The following is an 18,167-nucleotide window of genomic DNA, read 5'->3' as shown; positions in this document are numbered from 1 at the left end:
CCCCCCGCCCGTCCCTCCGAGGCGGAACGGCCGGCTGACCCCGATGCGTGCCGATCACGTCTTCGCGTTCGGCGCCGCTCTCGGCCACCTCGGCGACCTGCTGCTCGGCGACCCCCGTCGCGGGCACCCCGTCGCCGTGTTCGGCCGTGCCGCGGCAGCCGTCGAGCAGCGCCTGTGGCGCGACCACCGGGGCTCCGGCGCCCTGTACACCGCCGTGTGCGCGGGCGGCGCCACCGCGGCCGCCGCCGCACTGGCCGGGGCCGCCCGCCGGGCCTCCCGCAGCCCGCACCGCGCCACCGCCGCGGCCGGGGACTCCGCGCGGGTCGCCCTGACCGCCGCCGCCACCTGGGCCGTGCTGGGCGGGACCACCCTGGGCCGCGAGGCCCGCGCGGTCGCCGCCGCGCTGGAGGCCGGCGACCTGGCCGCCGCCCGGGCCCGGCTGCCGCACCTGTGCGGCCGCGACCCGCAGTCCCTGGACGAGCAGCAGATCGCCCGCGCCGTGGTGGAGTCCGTCGCCGAGAACACCTCCGACGCGGTCGTCGGCGCCCTGGTGTGGGGCGCGGCCGCCGGCGTGCCCGGGCTGGTCGGCTTCCGGGCCGCCAACACCCTGGACGCCATGGTCGGCCACCGCTCGCCGCGCCACCTGCGGTTCGGCTGGGCGTCGGCCCGGCTGGACGACGTGGCCGGCTTCCCCGGCTCCCGGCTGACCGCCGCGCTCGCCGCGCTCCTGGGCCCCGACCCGCGCGGCGCGCTGCGGGCCGCGCGGCGCGACGGCCGGCGCCACCCCAGCCCCAACGCCGGGCCCGTCGAGGCCGCCTTCGCCGGCGCGCTGGGCGTCCGGCTGGGCGGCACCCTGTCGTACGGCGGCCGCACCGAGCACCGCCCGGTGCTCAACGGGGGCGGCCGCCCGGTCGTCCCCGCCGACATCGAACGCGCGGTGCGCCTGGCCCGCCGGGTCAACGCCGGCGCCCTGGCCGTCTGCGTCGCCGCCCGCCTCGCGGTGGGCGCGGCGGCCGGTGCGGCGGCGGGCGGGCCCGAGGACGGCGCGGGGACGGGGCGGCGCGGGGCCGCCATGGGGAGGAACGCGTGAGCGGTGCGCTGATGGTGGCCGGGACGACCTCGGACGCCGGCAAGAGCGTGGTCACCGCGGGCATCTGCCGGTGGCTGGCGCGGCGCGGCGTGAAGGTGGCGCCGTTCAAGGCGCAGAACATGTCGCTGAACTCGTTCGTGACCCGCGAGGGCGCCGAGATCGGGCGGGCGCAGGCCATGCAGGCCGCGGCCGCCCGCGTCGAGCCCACCGCCCTGATGAACCCGGTGCTGCTCAAGCCCGGCGGCGACCGCAGCAGCCAGGTCGTGCTGCTGGGGAAGCCGGTCGGGGAGCTGAGCGCCCGCGGCTACCACGACGGCAAGCAGGAACGGCTGCTGGGCACCGTCATCGACTGCCTGGCCGAACTGCGGCGCACCCACGACGTGGTGGTGTGCGAGGGCGCCGGCAGCCCCGCCGAGATCAACCTGCGGCGCTCCGACATCGTCAACATGGGCCTGGCCAGGGCCGCCGGGATCCCGGTGGTGGTGGTCGGCGACATCGACCGCGGCGGGGTGTTCGCCTCGTTCTTCGGCACCACCGCGCTGCTGTCCCCCGAGGACCAGGCGCTGGTCGCCGGGTACGTCGTCAACAAGTTCCGCGGCGACGTCTCGCTGCTGGAGCCCGGCCTGGAGATGCTGCGCGGCCTGACCGGCCGCCCCACCCTCGGGGTCCTGCCCTTCCGGGACGGGCTGGGCATCGACGAGGAGGACGGCATGGCCGTCCCGCTGCGCGGGGCGGTCCGCGAGAGTGCGGCGGCGCCCCCGCACGGGGCGGAGCTGCTGCGGGTCGCCGTCGCCGCCGTGCCGCTGATGTCGAACTTCACCGACGTGGACGCGCTCGCCGCCGAACCCGGTGTCGTGGTGCGCTTCGTGGACCGGCCCGAGGAGATCGCCGACGCCGACCTGGTGGTGCTGCCCGGCACCCGCGGCACCGTGCGCGCCCTGCAGTGGCTGCGCTCGCGCGGCCTGGCCGACGCGGTGGCCCGCCGCGCCGCCGAGGGGCGGCCGGTGCTGGGGATCTGCGGCGGCCACCAGATGCTCGGCCGGAGCGTCGAGGACGACGTGGAGTCCCGGGCCGGGGCCGTCGAAGGGCTCGGACTGCTGCCGACGCGCACCGTCTTCGCCGCGGAGAAGACCCTGGCCCGGCCGGTCGGCACCGCGCTGGGCGAGACGGTGCACGGCTACGAGATCCACCACGGCGTGGTCGAGGTCCTCGGCGGCGAGCCCCTCTTCCGCGACGGGCGCGGCACGCCCCTGGACGGCTGCCAGCAGGGCGCCGTGTGGGGCACCACCTGGCACGGCGCCCTGGAGAACGACGGCTTCCGGCGCGCCTTCCTGCGCCGGGTGGCCGCCGACGCCGGCCGGGCGTTCGTGCCCGCGCCCGACACCTGCTTCGTCGGCCTGCGCGAGCAGCAGCTCGACCGGCTCGGCGACCTGATCGAGCACCACGCGGACACCGGCGCACTGATGCGCCTGATCGAGGGCGGCGTACCGGCCGGCCTTCCCTTCGTTCCCCCGGGGGCACCGTGAGCACTGAGAACCGGACCGACACCGAGCCCGACGCCGCCACCGAGCCCGACACCGGCACCGAGCCCGGCGGCGGGAGCGGGGCGGGCCAGGAGGACGGCGCGACCGTCCTGCTGCTGTCCACCGCCGACACCGACCTGCTGGCCGCCCGGGCCTGCGGCGCGCGCTACCGCATCGCCAACCCGACCCGGGTGGACGTCGGGGCCGAGCTGCCCGCGCTGCTCGACGGCGCGGACGTCGTCGTGGTGCGGCTGCTGGGCGGGAAGCGCGCCTGGGAGGACGGGCTCGCCGCGCTGCGGGCCAGCGGGCTGCCGACCGTCCTGCTGGGCGGGGAGTCCGTGCCCGACGCCGAGCTGATGGCCGAGTCGACGGTGCCGGCCGGCGTCGTCGCCGAGGCGCTCGGCTACCTCGTCGAGGGCGGCCCGGGCAACCTGGCGGAACTGGCCCGGTTCCTGTCCGACACCGTGCTGCTGACCGGCCACGGCTTCGCCCCGCCGCAGCCGATGCCGCCGTTCGGCGTCAGCGCCGCCTGCGGGGAGCGGCCCCGGGCGGAGGGCCGGCCCACCGTCGGCGTGCTGTTCTACCGGGCGCACGAGCTGTCCGGGAACACCGCCTTCGTGCGTACGCTGTGCGAGGCGGTCGAGGCCAAGGGCGCCAACGCCCTGCCGGTGTTCTGCGGTTCGCTGCGCGGCGCCCCCGAGGGGCTGTACGAGCTGCTGGGCGGCTGCGACGCGATCGTGGCGACCGTGCTGGCCGCGGGCGGCACCGTCGCCCAGGAGGCGTCGGCCGGCGGCGCCGACGAGACCTGGGACGTGGGCGCGCTCGCCGCCCTCGACGTGCCCGTGCTCCAGGGCCTGTGCCTGACCTCCTCGCGCGCCGCCTGGGAGGCGTCCGACGCGGCGCTGTCGCCGATGGACGCCGCCATGCAGGTGGCCATCCCCGAGTTCGACGGCCGCCTGGTCACCGTGCCGTTCTCCTTCAAGGAGACCGGCGAGGACGACGTGCCGGTGTACGTCGCCGACCCCGGGCGGGCCGCGCGGGTCGCCGGCATCGCGGTGCGGCACGCCGCCCTGCGGCACCGGCCGAACGCCGAGAAGCGGATCGCACTGGTCTTCACCGCCTACCCGACCAAGCACTCCCGGGTGGGCAACGCCGTCGGCCTGGACACCCCCGCCTCGGCGGTGCGGGTGCTGGACGCGCTCCGCGACGCCGGCTACCGGGTCGAGGGGCACCCGGCCGAGGGCGACGAGCTGATCCACCGTCTGATCGAGGCCGGCGGCCACGACGTGGAGTGGCTGACGGAGGAGCAGCTGCGGGCCGCCCCGGCGCGGGTGCGGCTGGACGACTACCGCCGCTGGTTCGACCGGCTCGACCCCGCGCTGCGCGAGGGGATGCTGGAGCACTGGGGCGAGCCGCCGGGCTCGCTGTACGTCGACGGCGACGACATCGTGCTGGCGTCCCTGCGGTTCGGCAACGTGGTGGTGATGATCCAGCCGCCGCGCGGCTTCGGCGAGAACCCCATCGCGATCTACCACGACCCGGACATGCCGCCGTCCCACCACTACCTGGCGGCCTACCGCTGGCTGGAGACCCCCGAGTCCGAGGGCGGGTTCGGCGCGGACGCGGTCGTGCACATGGGCAAGCACGGCACGATGGAGTGGCTGCCCGGCAAGGGCCTGGGCCTGTCCGCCGGCTGCGCCCCCGACGCGGTCCTGGGCGACCTGCCGCTGGTCTACCCGTTCATCGTCAACGACCCCGGCGAGGGCACCCAGGCCAAGCGGCGCGGCCACGCCACCGTCGTGGACCACCTGGTGCCGCCGATGGCCCGCGCCGACACCTACGGCGACCTCGCCAAGCTCGAGCAGCTCCTCGACGAGTACGCCCTGGTCAGCGACCTGGACCCGGCGAAGGCCCCGGCGGTGCGCGCCCAGATCTGGACGCTGGTCAAGGCCGCCGAGCTCCACCACGACCTGCACGTCGACGAGCAGCCCGACGACGACTCCTTCGACGAGTTCGTCATGCACATCGACGGCTACCTGTGCGAGATCAAGGACGTGCAGATCCGCGACGGCCTGCACGTCCTCGGCGGCGGCCCGGCCGGGGAGGCCCGGGTCAACCTGGTGCTGGCCGTGCTGCGCTCGGCCCAGGTGTGGGGCGGCAGGGCCGACGCCCTGCCCGGCCTGCGGGCCTGCCTGGCCCGGCACTTCGGGCTGGAGGAGAAGGAGCTGCTCGCCGCGCCCGGCGCGGCGGCGAAGGTCCCCTCCGAGCTGACCGCCCTGGTGGACGGCCCCGCCCGGTCGGCCGCGGACGCGGTCGACCTGCTGGAGCAGCTGTGCCGCCGGCTCGCCGAGGGCATGGAGGCCGCAGGCTGGGCGCCCGGAGCGGCGGACGGCCTCGTCCGCGAGGTGCTCGGCGGGCGGAACTGCCGGACGCGGTGGCCGTGCTGGAGTTCGCGGCGACCGAGGTCGTGCCGCGGCTGGCGCGCACCACCGACGAGATCGGCAACGTGCTGCACGCCCTGGACGGCGGTTACGTGCCGGCCGGCCCGTCCGGCTCCCCCACCCGCGGCCTGGTCAACGTGCTGCCCACCGGCCGCAACTTCTACTCCGTCGACCCCAAGGCGATCCCCTCCCGGCTGTCCTGGGAGGTCGGCCAGGCCCTGGCCGACTCCCTGCTCGCCCGCCACCTCGCCGACACCGGCGAGTACCCGCGGTCGGTGGGCCTGACGGTGTGGGGCACCAGCTGCATGCGCACCCAGGGCGACGACATCGCCGAGATCCTGGCCCTGCTGGGCTGCCGCCCCGTGTGGGACGACGCCTCGCGCCGGGTCACCGGCTTCGAGATCGTGCCCCTGGAGGAGCTCGGCCGCCCCCGGATCGACGTGACGGTCCGCATCTCCGGCTTCTTCCGCGACGCCTTCCCCCACGTGGTCGCCCTCGTCGACGACGCGGTGCGGGCCGTCGCCGAACTGGACGAGCCCGCCGGATCCAACCACGTGCGCGCGCACGCCGACGCCGACACCGCCGAGCACGGCGACCGGCGCCGGGCCACCGCCCGCATCTTCGGCTCCAAGCCCGGCGCCTACGGCGCGGGCCTGCTGCCGCTGATCGACGCCCGCAACTGGCGCTCCGACGCCGACCTGGCCGAGGTGTACGCGGTGTGGGGCGGCTACGCCTACGGGCGCGGCCTGGACGGCCGGGCCGCGCGCGGCGACATGGAGGCCGCGTTCCGCCGCATCCAGGTGGCGGCGAAGAACGTCGACACCCGCGAGCACGACCTCGTCGACGCCGACGACTACTTCCAGTACCACGGCGGCATGGTCGCCATGGTCCGCCACCTCACCGGCTCCTCCCCCGAGGCGTACGTGGGCGACTCCGCCGTCCCCGACCAGGTGCGGACCCGCACCCTCGGCGAGGAGACGCACCGCGTCTTCCGCGCCCGGGTGGTCAACCCCCGCTGGATGGCCGCCATGCGGCGCCACGGCTACAAGGGCGCCTTCGAGATGGCCGCCACCGTGGACTACCTGTTCGGCTACGACGCCACCGCCGGGGTCGTCGACGACTGGATGTACGAGAAGCTCGCCGCCGAGTACGTCTTCGACCCCGAGAACCGCGCCTTCATGGAGAAGTCCAACCCGTGGGCGCTGCAAGGCATCGCAGCCCGCCTGCTGGAGGCCGCGGACCGCGGCCTGTGGGAGCGGCCCGGGCAGGAGACGCTCGACCGGCTCCGCGAGACCTACCTGCAGCTCGAGGGCGACCTGGAGGGCGACGCATGAGCAGCCACCCCTACCCGTTCACCGCGATCGTCGGCATGGACGACCTGCGGCTGGCACTGCTGCTCAACGCCGTGTCGCCGGCCGTCGGCGGCGTGCTGGTGCGCGGCGAGAAGGGCACCGCCAAGTCGACCGCCGTGCGGGCGCTGGCCGCACTGATGCCGGACGTCCCCGTCGTGCCGGGCTGCCGGTTCTCCTGCGACCCGGCCGCCCCGGACCCGCAGTGCCCGGACGGGCCGCACGACACCGCGGCCGGCGAGGCCCGCCCGGCCCGCATGGTGGAGCTGCCCGTCGGCGCCTCCGAGGACCGGCTGCTCGGCGCGCTGGACATCGAACGCGCCCTCGCCGAGGGGAAGAAGGCGTTCGAGCCGGCCTGCTGGCGGCGGCGCACCGCGGCGTGCTCTACGTCGACGAGGTCAACATCCTGGGCGACCACCTGGTCGACCTGCTGCTGGACGCGGCCGCCATGGGCGCCTCGCACGTCGAGCGCGAGGGCGTGTCGGTGCGGCACGCCGCCAGGTTCCTGCTCGTCGGCACGATGAACCCGGAGGAGGGCGAGCTGCGCCCGCAGCTGCTCGACCGGTTCGGCCTGACCGTGGAGGTCGCCGCCTCCCGCGAGCCGCGCCAACGGGTGGAGGTCGTGCGGCGCCGGCTGGCGTTCGAGGAGGACCCCGCCGGCTTCGCCGCCCGCTGGGCGGACGAGGAGCGGGCGCTGCGCGAGCGGATCGCCGCCGCCCGGGCCCTGCTGCCGTCGGTGCGGCTCGGCGACGCGGCGCTGCACCAGATCGCGGCGGTGTGCGCGGCGTTCGAGGTGGACGGCATGCGCGCCGACATCGTCACCGCCCGCACCGCCACCGCGCTCGCCGCCTGGGAGGGGCGCCGGGACGTCACCGCCGAGGACGTGCGGCGGGCCGCGCTGCTGGCCCTCCCCCACCGCCGCCGGCGCAACCCGTTCGACGCCCCCGGCCTGGACGAGGACAAGCTCGACGAGACCCTGCGCGAACACGGCGGCGGGGACGACGAGCCGGACCCGGGCGGCCCCGGCGGCGGTGACGGCGGCGACGGCCCCGACGACGGGGGCCCCGGCGGGGCGGCCGCCCACCGCGGCAGGACGCCCCGGACACCGTCCCCCCGCAGAGCGGGGCGGACCGCGACCCGCAGGCCCCCGAGCCGCAGGAACAGCCGCAGCAGCAGCCTTCGCAGGAGCAGTCCTCGCAGGAGCAGGAGCAGCCGGCCGGGGCGTCCGGGCGGCGGAAGCCGGACGGCCGCGACGAGGACCGTCCGGGACGCCCCGGGGGCGGCGAGCAGGAGGCCGTCGCGGCCGACGAACCGTTCCGGGCGCGGACTCTGACCGTCCCCGGCCTGGGCAGCGGCGCCGCCGGGCGGCGCTCGCGCGCCGAGACCGACCACGGCCGCACCACCCGCGCCCGCCGCCCCGGGGGGCCCTGACCTCGCTGCACCTGGCCGCGACCGTGCAGGCCGCCGCCCCGCACCAGCGGGCCCGGGGCCGCAGCGGCCCGGGCCTGGTGCTGCGCCGCGACGACCTGCGGCAGGCGGTGCGCGAGGGCCGCGAGGGCAACCTGGTGCTGTTCGTGGTGGACGCCTCCGGCTCGATGGCCGCCCGGCAGCGGATGGGCGCAGTCAAGGGCGCGGTGATGTCGCTGCTGCTCGACGCCTACCAGCGCCGCGACAAGGTGGGGCTGGTCACCTTCCGGGGCGCGGGCGCCGAGGTGGCGCTGCCGCCGACCTCCTCGGTGGAGGCGGGCGCGGCGCGCCTGCGGTCGCTGCCGACCGGCGGCCGTACCCCGCTGGCCGCCGGGCTGCTCAAGGCCCGCGAGGTGCTGCGCGTCGAGCGGATGCGCGACGCCTCGCGGCGTCCGCTGCTGGTCGTGGTCACCGACGGCCGGGCCACCAGCACCGCCACCGGCATCACCACCGGCACCGGCCCGGCCCCGGCCGCGGCGCCCGCCGCCGGGACGACGGCCGACGGCCCGCGCCGGGCCGGTTCGGGCGGGGCCGGTTCGGGCGGGGCCGTCGCGCTGGCCTCGCGCGCCGCCCGGCTGCTGGCCGCCGACGGAACGGCGTCGGTGGTCGTGGACTGCGAGTCGGGCCCCGTCCGGCTCGGACTGGCGGGCGCCCTCGCCCGCGACCTGGCCGGAACGGCCGTCACCTTGGACGAACTGCGCGCCGACAGCGTCGCTTCGCTGGTGCGCCACGTGAGGAGTGCTGCCTGATGCCGCAGGGAAAGCCCGCCGTCGTCCCCGACGACGGCCTGACCACCCGCCAGCGCCGCAACCGGCCCCTGGTGGTCGTGCACACCGGGATCGGCAAGGGGAAGTCGACCGCCGCCTTCGGCCTGGCGCTGCGCGCCTGGAACCAGGGCTGGCCGATCGGGGTGTTCCAGTTCGTCAAGTCCGCCAAGTGGAAGGTCGGCGAGGAGCGCGCGCTGCGCGTGCTCGGCGACTCCGGCGAGGGCGGCACCGTGGCCTGGCACAAGATGGGCGACGGCTGGTCCTGGGTGCAGCGCGACATCGCCTCCAGCGAGGAGGCGGCCCGCGAGGGCTGGGAGCAGGTCAAGCGCGACCTGGCCGCCGAGACGTACCGGCTGTACGTGCTGGACGAGTTCGCCTACCCGATGCACTGGGGCTGGGTGGACACCGACGAGGTGGTGTCCGTGCTGCGGGACCGCCCGGGCACGCAGCACGTGGTGATCACCGGCCGCAACGCCCCGCAGGCACTGGTGGACCACGCCGACCTGGTCACCGACATGTCCAAGGTCAAGCACCCGATGGACACCGGCCAGAAGGGCCAGAGAGGCATCGAGTGGTGAGCACCTCCGTGCCCGCCTGGTCGTCGCCGCGCCGGCCTCCGGCAGCGGCAAGACCACGGTGGCCACCGGGCTGATGGCCGCGTTCGCCTCGTGCGGCCTGGCGGTCTCCCCGCACAAGGTCGGCCCGGACTACATCGACCCCGGCTACCACGCCCTCGCCGCGGGACGCCCCGGCCGCAACCTGGACGCGTACCTGTGCGGCCCGGAGCGGATCGGCCCGCTGTTCCTGCACGGCGCGCGCGGGGCGGACCTGGCCGTCGTCGAGGGCGTGATGGGGCTGTTCGACGGGGCTGCCGGGCAGGGCGAACTGGCCTCCACCGCGCACGTGGCGAAGCTGCTGCGCGCCCCGGTGGTACTGGTCGTCGACGCCTCCTCGCAGTCGCGGTCGGTGGCCGCGCTGGTGCACGGCTTCGCCTCGTGGGACCCGCAGGTGCGCGTCGGCGGGGTGATCCTGAACAAGGTCGCCTCCGACCGGCACGAGGAGCTGCTGCGGGAGGCGCTGGACGAGTCCGGCGTCCCCGTGCTCGGGGTCCTGCGGCGGGCGGAGCCGGTGAGCACGCCCTCGCGCCACCTGGGCCTGGTGCCGGTGGCCGAACGGACCGCGCAGGCGGTGGAGTCGGTGCGGGAACTGGCGGAACGGGTGCGGGCGGGCTGCGACCTGGACGCGCTGCTGGCGCTGGCCCGCAGCGCCCCGCCGCTGCCCGGCCCCGCCTGGGACCCGGCCGACGAGGCCGTCGGGGCCGTCGAGGCCGACAGGGCAGCCGGATCCGCCGGGTCCCGGACCGACGGCGCGGCCGCGTCGCGGCCGGTGGTCGCGGTGGCGGGCGGGCCCGCGTTCACCTTCTCCTACGCCGAGCACGCCGAACTGCTGGCCGCCGCCGGCGCCGAGGTGGTCCCCTTCGACCCGCTGCGGGACGAGGAACTGCCCGCGGGGACGGCGGGGCTGGTGGTCGGCGGCGGGTTCCCCGAGGTGTACGCGCCGGAGCTGTCGGCCAACGAGCCGCTGCGCGCGGCGGTCGCCGCCCTGGCCGCCTCCGGCGCCCCGGTGGCGGCGGAGTGCGCGGGCCTGCTGTACCTGGCGCGGTCGCTGGACGGGAAGCCGATGTGCGGGGTGCTGGACGCGGAGGCCCGCATGACCGACCGCCTCACCCTCGGCTACCGGGAGGCCGTGGCCGTCGGCGACAACGTGCTGGCCGCCGCCGGCACCCGCGTCCGCGGACACGAGTTCCACCGGACCGCGGTGGAACCGGCGGCGGGCGGGAGGACCGGCACCGCGGCCGGCGGGGGGCCGGCTTGGGGGTTCATGCATCCCGTACGGCGTGTCGAGGGCTGGGCCGCGGGCAATGTCCACGCCTCCTACCTGCATGTCCACTGGGCGGGTGCGCCGGGCGTGGCCCGCCGCCTCGTGTCGAACTGTTCCGGGAGGCCGGCCGTATGAGTCCTCGTCTGATCGGTGTCGGGTGGGCCCCGGCGACCCCGAGCTGGTGACCGTGAAGGGCGTGAACGCGCTGCGCGCGGCCGACGCCGTGGTGGTCCCCGTCATGGAGGGGGTGGACGTCGGGCGCGCCGAGGCGACCGTGCTGCACCACGTGGCGCCCGAGCGGATCGTGCGGGTGGTCTTCGCGCTCAACGAGCGCACCGACCGGGCCCGCCGCGAGGCGGCGTGGGACGCGGCCGGGGAGCGGGTCGCCGGGCTGCTGCGCGAGCGCGGCACGGTGGCGTTCGCCACCATCGGCGACCCCAACGTCTACTCCACCTTCACCTACCTCGCGCAGACGATCACCGAGCTGGTGCCGGGCACGGTGGTGGAGACCGTCCCCGGGATCACCGCCATGCAGGACCTGGCCGCGCGCAGCGGGGCCGTCCTCACCGAGGGCACCGAACCGCTGGTGCTGGTGCCGGTGACGGCCGGCTCGGACACCCTGCGCGAGGCCCTGGAGGGCCCGGGCACCGTCGTGGCCTACAAGTTCGGGCGGCAGGCCGCCGAGGTCGTGGACGCGCTGCGCGCGACCGGCCGGCTGGAGGGGGCCGTGTGGGGCTCCTCGCTGGGGCTCCCCGAGGAGTCGATCCGGCCCGCCGCCGACCTGGAGAACGGGCCGCTGCCCTACCTGTCGACACTGATCGCCCCCGCCCGGCGGGACGGCGGCCGAGGAGGAAAGCTTTGAGCACCACGGAGACGGACGCCGGTACGGACGCCGGTACGGACGCCCGTACGGACGCCGCGGGCGGCACGGACGGCACCGCCGGGACCTCGGGCCGGGGGAAGGTGACGATCGTCGGGGCCGGTCCCGGCGCCGCCGACCTGCTGACCTTCCGCGCGGCGCGCGCCATCGCCGAGGCCGACGTCGTGATCTGGGCGGCGAGCCTGGTGCAGGAGGAGGTGCTGCAGCACGCCCGCGAGGACGCGCAGGTCATGGACTCGGCGACGATGTCGCTGGAGGACGTGCTCGTGGTGTACGAGCGGGCGGCGGCCGAGGGACTGCGGGTCGCCCGCATCCACTCGGGCGACCCGGCCCTGTGGGGCGGCACCCAGGAGCAGCTGGAGCGGTGCGCCGAGCTGGGCGTCGAGGTGGAGATCGTGCCCGGCGTCTCCTCCTTCTCCGCCGTCGCGGCGATCGCGCAGCGCGAGCTGACGGTCCCGGAGGTCGCGCAGTCGGTGATCCTCACCCGCCTGGGCGGCGGCAAGACGCCGATGCCGGAGGGCGAGGAGGTCCGCGAGTTCGCCCGGCACGGCACCACCATGGCGGTCTTCCTGTCCGCGGCGCGCTCGGGGCAGCTGGCCTCCGAGCTGCTGGAGGGCGGCTACGGCGAGGACACCCCCGTGGTCGTCGCCTACCAGGCGACCTGGCCGGAGGAGCTGGTGCTGCGCTGCACGGTGGGCACGCTGGAGGCGACCGTCAAGGAGCACAAGCTGTGGAAGCACACGCTGTTCCTGGTCGGCCCGGCGCTGGGCGCCTCGGGGACCCGTTCGCACCTGTACCACCCGGGGCACTTCCACGGTTTCCGCAGGGCGGACCCGGCGGCGCGCCGTGCGCTGCGGCAGGCGTCGTCGGGCGGCGCCGGTAGCACCGGGGGCGCCGGGGGCACGGCGTGAGCCGGCCCGGCGCGGGCGCGTCCGGCGCGGGCCGCCCGCCGGTGCGGGTGCGGGCCCGGGCGCGCTTCCGGGGCCGGGTGCGGAGGCCGGCCGCGTGATCACCGTCATCGGCACCGGCACCGGCACCGGCACCGGCACCGGCACCGGCCCGTCCGGGCTGCCGGCCGGGCCGCGGCGGCGCTGGCGGACGCCGCGCTGGTGGTCGGCGCCCGCCGCCACCTGGACGCCGCGCCGCTGCCGCCCGCGGTTCGGCGCGTCGTGCTCGGCCCCCTCGCCCCGGCGCTGGACGCCGTCGCCGCCCACCGGGAGTCGGGCGACGGCCCGGTGGTGTGCTGGCCTCGGGCGACCCGGGGTTCTTCGGGATCACCCGGGCACTGGCCGAGCGGTTCGGCGCGGACGCGCTGGAGGTCCACCCGTCCTCGCCGTCGGTCGCGGTGGCCTTCGCCCGCCTGGGCCTGTCCTGGGACGACGCGGTCGTGGTCAGCGCCCACGGGCGCGACCCGCGCACCGCGGTGAACGTCTGCCGCGCGCATCCGAAGGCCGCCGTCCTCACCGGTCCGGGGGCCGGGCCCGCCGAGCTGGGCGCCGCCCTGCACCGGGCCGGGGCCGAGCGGGTGCTGGTCGTCGCCTCGGCGCTGGGCACCGGCGAGGAGGCCGTCGAGCGGCTGACCCCCGCCGAGGCGGCCGGGCGCAACTGGCCGCCGCAGGTGAGCGTCGTGCTGTGCCTGGACCCGCGGCGGCCTGCCGAGTCCGGGGCTCGCCGCGTGGCCGGGCCGGCCGGATCCCCGTCGGCCCCCGCCGGCTGGGCGCTGCCGGAGGAGGCGTTCGAGCACCGGGACTCGATGGTCACCAAGTACGAGGTGCGGGCCCTGGCCCTGGCCCGGCTGGGCCCGCGCACCGGCGACCTGGTGTGGGACGTCGGCGCCGGTTCCGGCTCGGTGGCCGTGGAGTGCGCCCGGCTGGGCGCCGCCGCGGTCGCCGTGGAGCGGACCGCCGACGGCGCGGAGCGGGTGCGCGCCAACGCCGCCGCGCACGGCGTGGACGTGCAGGTCGTGCACGGCGCCGCGCCGGAGGCGCTGGAGGACCTGCCGGACCCGGACGCGGTCTTCGTCGGCGGCGGCGGGGCCGGCCTGCCGGGGATCGTCACCGCCTGCGCCCGCCGGGCGCGGCGGTGCGTGGTGGTGACCCTGGCCGCGCTGGACCGGGTGCCCGCGGTGCGCGGCGCCCTGGCCGCGCAGGGGCTGCGCACGGACGGTGTCCTGCTGCAGTCCTCCCGGCTGGCGCCGCTGCCGGGCGACGTGACCCGGCTCGCCGCCGGCAATCCCGTCTTCGTCCTGTGGGGCACCGTCCCCGAATCCTCACCGGGGGTTTCCCCCGAACCCGGTCCGGGGGCTTCCCCCGGGCCGTCGTCCGCCGAAGGAGCAGACCATTGATCGGCCTGATCGCCGCCACCGCGGCAGGCAGCATCGCCGGTGAGCGGCTGACCGCCGCCTGGCCCGGCCGGTGCCGCGTCTACGAGGGACCGGTGCGCGAGGCCGTGGCCCGCGCGTTCGCCGAGTGCGAGGGGCTGGTGTGCTTCCTCGCCACCGGGGCGGCCGTCCGCCTGGTCGCGCCGCTGCTGACCGACAAGGCCGCCGACCCCGGCGTGGTGTGCGTGGACGAGGCGCTGCGGCACGCGGTCGCCCTCGTCGGCGGCCACGGCGGCGGCGCCAACGAGCTGACGCGGCAGGTCGCCGACGTGCTCGGCTGCGCCCCGGTGGTCACCACGGCCACCGACGCGGTCGACGTCCCCGGGCTGGACACCCTGGGGTGGCCGGTGGAGGGCGCGGTGGCCGCGGTCGGCCGCGCCGTCCTGGACGGCGCTCCGGTCCGCCTCGACGCGGACGCCGTCCACCCGCTGCCCGCCCTGCCGCCGAACGTCTCCCCCGCCGCCGGCGGCGCCACCGCCGACGGTGCCGCGTTCACCCTGCGCGTGACCGACCGGGAGGTCCCCGGGGAGGGCCGCACCGCCGTGCTGCGGCCGCCGACGCTGGTCGTCGGGGTGGGCGCGAGCCGCGGCGCCGGCACCGAGGAGGTGCTGGAACTGATCACCCGCACCCTCGCCGACGCCGGGCTGTCCCCGCGCTCGGTCGCCGCACTGGCCACCGTGGACGCCAAGGCCGACGAGGCCGGGCTGGTCGAGGCCTCGGCCCGCCTCGGCGTACCGCTGGTCACGCACCCCGCCGAAGTCCTGGCGGCCGTCGAGGTGCCCAACCCGTCCGAGGCGCCGCTGGCCGCCGTGGGCACCCCCAGCGTGGCCGAGGCGGCGGCGCTGGCCGGCGCGCCCGGCGGCGAACTGATCGTCCCGAAGCGGAAGTCGGCGCCCGAAGGCCGTCCGGCGATGTGCACCGCGGCGGTGGCCCGCAGGCGGCCGCGGGGACGGCTGGCCGTGGTCGGCCTGGGCCCCGGCGCCCGCGACCTGCTGACCCCGCGGGCCCGCGAGGAACTGCGCCGCGCCTCGGTCGTGGTCGGCCTGGACCAGTACGTGGACCAGGTGCGCGACCTGCTGCGGCCGGGCACCCGGGTGCTGGAGAGCGGCCTGGGCGCGGAGGAGGAGCGGGCCCGCACGGCCGTCGCCGAGGCCCGCGCCGGGCACGCCGTGGCGCTGATCGGCAGCGGTGACGCCGGGGTCTACGCGATGGCCTCCCCCGCACTGGCCGAGGCATCCGACGACATCGACGTGGCCGGCGTGCCCGGGGTGACCGCGGCGCTGGCCGCCGCCGCGATCCTGGGCGCGCCGCTGGGCCACGACCACGTGTCGATCAGCCTGTCCGACCTGCACACCCCGTGGGAGGTGATCGAGCGGCGGGTGCGGGCCGCGGCCGAGTCCGACATGGTCGTCACCTTCTACAACCCGCGCAGCCGCGGCCGGCACTGGCAGCTGCCGAAGGCCCTGGACATCCTCGCCGGGCACCGCTCCCCCACCACCCCGGTGGGGATCGTGCACGCGGCGACCCGCGCCGACGAGCGCAGCTGCGTCACCACGCTGGCCGCCCTCGACGTGGAGCAGGTGGACATGGTGACGGTCGTGGTGGTGGGCAACACCGCCACCCGCAACGTGGCCGGCCGCATGGTCACCCCGCGCGGCTACCGCTGGCAGACCGCGGGAACCGCGGGAACCTCAGGAACCGCAGGAGGCGAGCAGTGACCCGGGCCACGGTCCACCCCATCGAGCAGGAGTCGTACCGGATCCTGCGCTCCCGGCTGGACACCTCGCACCTGCCGCCGCTGACCCGGGCGGTCGTCGAGCGGGTGATCCACTCCAGCGCGGACCTGGAGTACGCCACCGACCTGGTCTGCGACGAGGCGTCCCTGACGGCCGCCCACGCCGCCCTGCACGCCGGGGCGCCGGTGGTCGCGGACGTGGAGATGGTCGCCTCCGGCATCACCGCCCGGCGGGCGGTGTGCCGGCTGTCCGAAGCGAAGGCCGGCCCCGGGCTGACCCGCTCGGCGCACGCGGTGCGCCTGGCCTTCGAGCAGGTGGGCCCCGGCGCGCTGTGGGTGGTCGGCTGCGCGCCGACCGCCCTGGAGGAGCTGCTGCGCATCGACGCCGCGCCCGCGCTGGTGATCGGCCTGCCGGTCGGCTTCGTCGGCGCCGCCGAGAGCAAGGCGGCGCTGCGCGCCTCCGGGCTGCCCGCCGTCAGCAACGTCTCCGAGAAGGGCGGTTCGGCCGTGGCCGCCGCCGCCCTCAACGCCCTGCTGTACACCTCCGCCCCCGACCGCACCGAGGAGAACCAGTGACCTCCCCCTCCCGTCCGTCCACCGCCGCCCCCTCCGGTGGCACCCCGCCCGCCCTGCTGCTCGTCGGACACGGCACCCGCGACGAGGCGGGGGCCGAGGCGTTCCGCTCGTTCGTCGCGGAGCTGGGCCGGGCCGAGCCGGAGCTGCCCGTCGGGGGCGGCTTCATCGAGCTGTCCCCGCCGCCGCTGGCCGAGGCCGTGGCCGAGCTGGTGGAGCGCGGGGTGCGCTCGTTCGCCGCGGTGCCGCTGGTCCTGGTCTCCGCCGGGCACGCCAAGGGCGACATCCCCGCCGCGCTGGCCCGCGAGAAGCAGCGCCACCCCGGGATCACCTACACCTACGGCCGCCCCCTCGGCCCGCACCCGGCGCTGCTGAGCGTGCTGGAGCGCAGGCTCGACGAGGCCCTGGACGGCGCGGACCGGGCAGGCACCACGGTGCTGCTGGTGGGCCGCGGCTCCACCGACCCGGACGCCAACTCCGAGGTGCACAAGGCGGCACGGCTGCTGTGGGAGGGCCGGGGCCTGGCCGGCGTGGAGACCGCGTTCGTCTCGCTGGCCGCGCCGGACGTGCCGGCGGGGCTGGAGCGCTGCCGCAGGCTGGGGGCAGAGCGGATCGTCGTCCTGCCGTACTTCCTGTTCACCGGCATCCTGCCGGACCGGGTGCGCGCGCAGGCCGGGGAGTGGGCGGACGCGCACCCGGAGCTGGACGTGCGCTGCGCCGACGTGATGGGGGCGACGCCGGAACTCGCGGGGCTGGTCATGGAGCGGTACCGCGAGGCGATCGAGGGCGACCTGCGGATGAACTGCGACTCGTGCGTCTACCGGATCTCCCTGCCCGGCTTCGAGGACAAGGTGGGGGCCCCGCAGCAGCCGCACCACCACCCGGACGACCCCGCCGGGGGCCACGGCCACCACCACCATCACCATGGAAGCCATGCACACGCCCACTGACCCGGCCGTCCGCCCCACCGCCCCCCGCCCGGTCGGGCCCGACGCCCCCGGCGGGCCCGACCTGCGGCACCACGGCGACGCGGAGGTCGGCGAGGGGCTGGTCGACCTCGCGGTCAACGTCCGCGCGGGCACCCCGCCGCGCTGGCTGAAGGAGCGGATCGCGGCGACGCTGGACTCCCTGGCCGCCTACCCGGACGGCCGGGAGGCCCGGGCGGCCGTGGCCCGGCGGCACGGCCTGGCCCCGGACCGGGTGCTGCTGACGGCGGGCGCCGCGGAGGCGTTCGTCCTGCTGGCCCGCACCCTGCGCCCGCGGCACGCGGTCGTGGTGCACCCGCAGTTCACCGAGCCGGAGGCGGCCCTGCGCGACGCGGGCCACGCGGTGGAGCGGGTGCTGCTGGAACCGGGGGACGGCTTCCGGCTCGACCCGCGGTCCGTGCCGGAGCACGCGGACCTGGTCGTCGTCGGCAACCCCACCAACCCGACCTCCGTGCTGCACCCGGCCGGGGCGGTGGCCGCCCTGGCCCGGCCGGGGCGGACCCTGGTGGTGGACGAGGCGTTCATGGACGCGGTGCCCGGCGAGCCGGAGTCCCTCGCGGACGCGGTGGACCGGGTCCCGGGACTGGTGGTGCTGCGCAGCCTCACCAAGACCTGGGGGCTGGCCGGGCTGCGGATCGGCTACGTGCTCGCCGCCCCGGACGTGATCGCCGGGCTGGAGCGGTCGCAGCCGCTGTGGCCGGTCTCGGCCCCGGCGCTGGCCGCCGCGGCCGCCTGCTGCGAACCGTCGGCACTGGCCGAGGCCGAGGAGGCCGCGCGGCGCACGGCCGCGGACCGGGAGCACCTGCTCGGTCTGCTCGGCGGCCTGCCGGGGGTGGAGGTGCACGGGACACCGGCCGCCTCGTTCGTGCTGGTGCGCACGGACGGCGCCGCGCGGGTGCGCACGCTGCTGCGCGAGCGCGGCTTCGCCGTCCGCCGGGGCGACACCTTCCCCGGGCTGGGGCCGGACTGGCTGCGCCTGGCGGTGCGGGACGTCCCGACCTGCGAGCGGTTCGTGCGGGCACTGTCCGAGGTGCTGGCGCAGACGCGCCGCACGTCCGGCCGTACGGACGAACGGACGGCCGGCTGACCGGCTGA

Annotated in this window: 9 protein-coding genes and 4 pseudogenes; all 13 read left to right on the top strand. The window is 77.2% G+C overall.

From position 1 onward, the window contains the following. The first annotated feature begins 43 nt into the window (after positions 1 to 43). The 13 genes and pseudogenes from GQS52_RS21800 (at position 44) to cobC (ending at position 18,159) form a co-directional block, all read left to right on the top strand. Positions 44 to 1,090, top strand: a complete 1,047-nt coding sequence (locus tag GQS52_RS21800; protein ID WP_182315036.1) for a cobalamin biosynthesis protein — start codon at positions 44 to 46, stop codon at positions 1,088 to 1,090. Further along, positions 1,087 to 2,616 (top strand): cobyric acid synthase, encoded by a 1,530-nt coding sequence (locus GQS52_RS21795; RefSeq protein WP_259370904.1) that lies wholly within the window; start codon positions 1,087 to 1,089, stop codon positions 2,614 to 2,616. Before GQS52_RS21800 ends, GQS52_RS21795 begins: the two co-directional genes overlap by 4 nt. Before the next feature lie 113 nt (positions 2,617 to 2,729). Continuing rightward, positions 2,730 to 6,388 (top strand): annotated as a pseudogene (cobN, locus tag GQS52_RS21790) (cobaltochelatase subunit CobN). Continuing rightward, positions 6,385 to 8,619, top strand: a pseudogene (locus GQS52_RS21785) (putative cobaltochelatase). Before cobN ends, GQS52_RS21785 begins: the two co-directional pseudogenes overlap by 4 nt. Beyond that, entirely contained in the window at positions 8,619 to 9,215 is a 597-nt protein-coding gene (gene cobO / locus GQS52_RS21780) for a cob(I)yrinic acid a,c-diamide adenosyltransferase (RefSeq protein WP_182315035.1), read from the top strand. The pseudogene GQS52_RS21785 and the gene cobO overlap by 1 nt, the downstream one beginning before the upstream one ends. A gap of 73 nt (positions 9,216 to 9,288) precedes the next feature. Continuing rightward, positions 9,289 to 10,653: a cobyrinate a,c-diamide synthase gene (locus tag GQS52_RS21775; RefSeq protein ID WP_346268279.1), complete on the top strand. Its 1,365-nt coding sequence runs from the start codon at positions 9,289 to 9,291 to the stop codon at positions 10,651 to 10,653. Beyond that, positions 10,650 to 11,380: pseudogene (gene cobI / locus GQS52_RS21770) on the top strand (precorrin-2 C(20)-methyltransferase). Before GQS52_RS21775 ends, cobI begins: the two are co-directional and overlap by 4 nt. Before the next feature lie 101 nt (positions 11,381 to 11,481). Beyond that, complete coding sequence (cobM, locus tag GQS52_RS21765; protein WP_220472856.1) at positions 11,482 to 12,309, top strand: precorrin-4 C(11)-methyltransferase; 828 nt, start codon at positions 11,482 to 11,484, stop codon at positions 12,307 to 12,309. Between the two features lie 180 nt (positions 12,310 to 12,489). Further along, positions 12,490 to 13,742 (top strand): annotated as a pseudogene (gene cbiE, locus GQS52_RS21760) (precorrin-6y C5,15-methyltransferase (decarboxylating) subunit CbiE). After that, the gene (gene cobJ / locus GQS52_RS21755) at positions 13,739 to 15,496 is read left to right on the top strand and encodes a precorrin-3B C(17)-methyltransferase (RefSeq protein WP_182315032.1); all 1,758 of its coding nucleotides are present in this window, start codon (positions 13,739 to 13,741) and stop codon (positions 15,494 to 15,496) included. Before cbiE ends, cobJ begins: the two are co-directional and overlap by 4 nt. Next, on the top strand, positions 15,493 to 16,089 hold the full coding sequence (locus GQS52_RS21750) for a precorrin-8X methylmutase (protein WP_182315031.1): 597 nt from the start codon (positions 15,493 to 15,495) through the stop codon (positions 16,087 to 16,089). The genes cobJ and GQS52_RS21750 overlap by 4 nt, the downstream gene beginning before the upstream one ends. Further along, complete coding sequence (locus GQS52_RS21745) at positions 16,086 to 17,036, top strand: sirohydrochlorin chelatase (protein WP_182315030.1); 951 nt, start codon at positions 16,086 to 16,088, stop codon at positions 17,034 to 17,036. The genes GQS52_RS21750 and GQS52_RS21745 overlap by 4 nt, the downstream gene beginning before the upstream one ends. Continuing rightward, positions 17,020 to 18,159 (top strand): Rv2231c family pyridoxal phosphate-dependent protein CobC, encoded by a 1,140-nt coding sequence (gene cobC, locus GQS52_RS21740; RefSeq protein ID WP_259370903.1) that lies wholly within the window; start codon positions 17,020 to 17,022, stop codon positions 18,157 to 18,159. Before GQS52_RS21745 ends, cobC begins: the two co-directional genes overlap by 17 nt. Positions 18,160 to 18,167: the final 8 nt, after the last annotated feature.

It is taken from the genome of Streptomyces sp. SCUT-3, assembly GCF_014083985.1.
In the GTDB taxonomy this organism is placed as follows: Bacteria; Actinomycetota; Actinomycetes; order Streptomycetales; family Streptomycetaceae; genus Streptomyces_H; species Streptomyces_H thermolineatus.
Note: the sequence above shows the minus strand (reverse complement) of the source record. Positions and strands in the feature narration are given on the sequence as shown.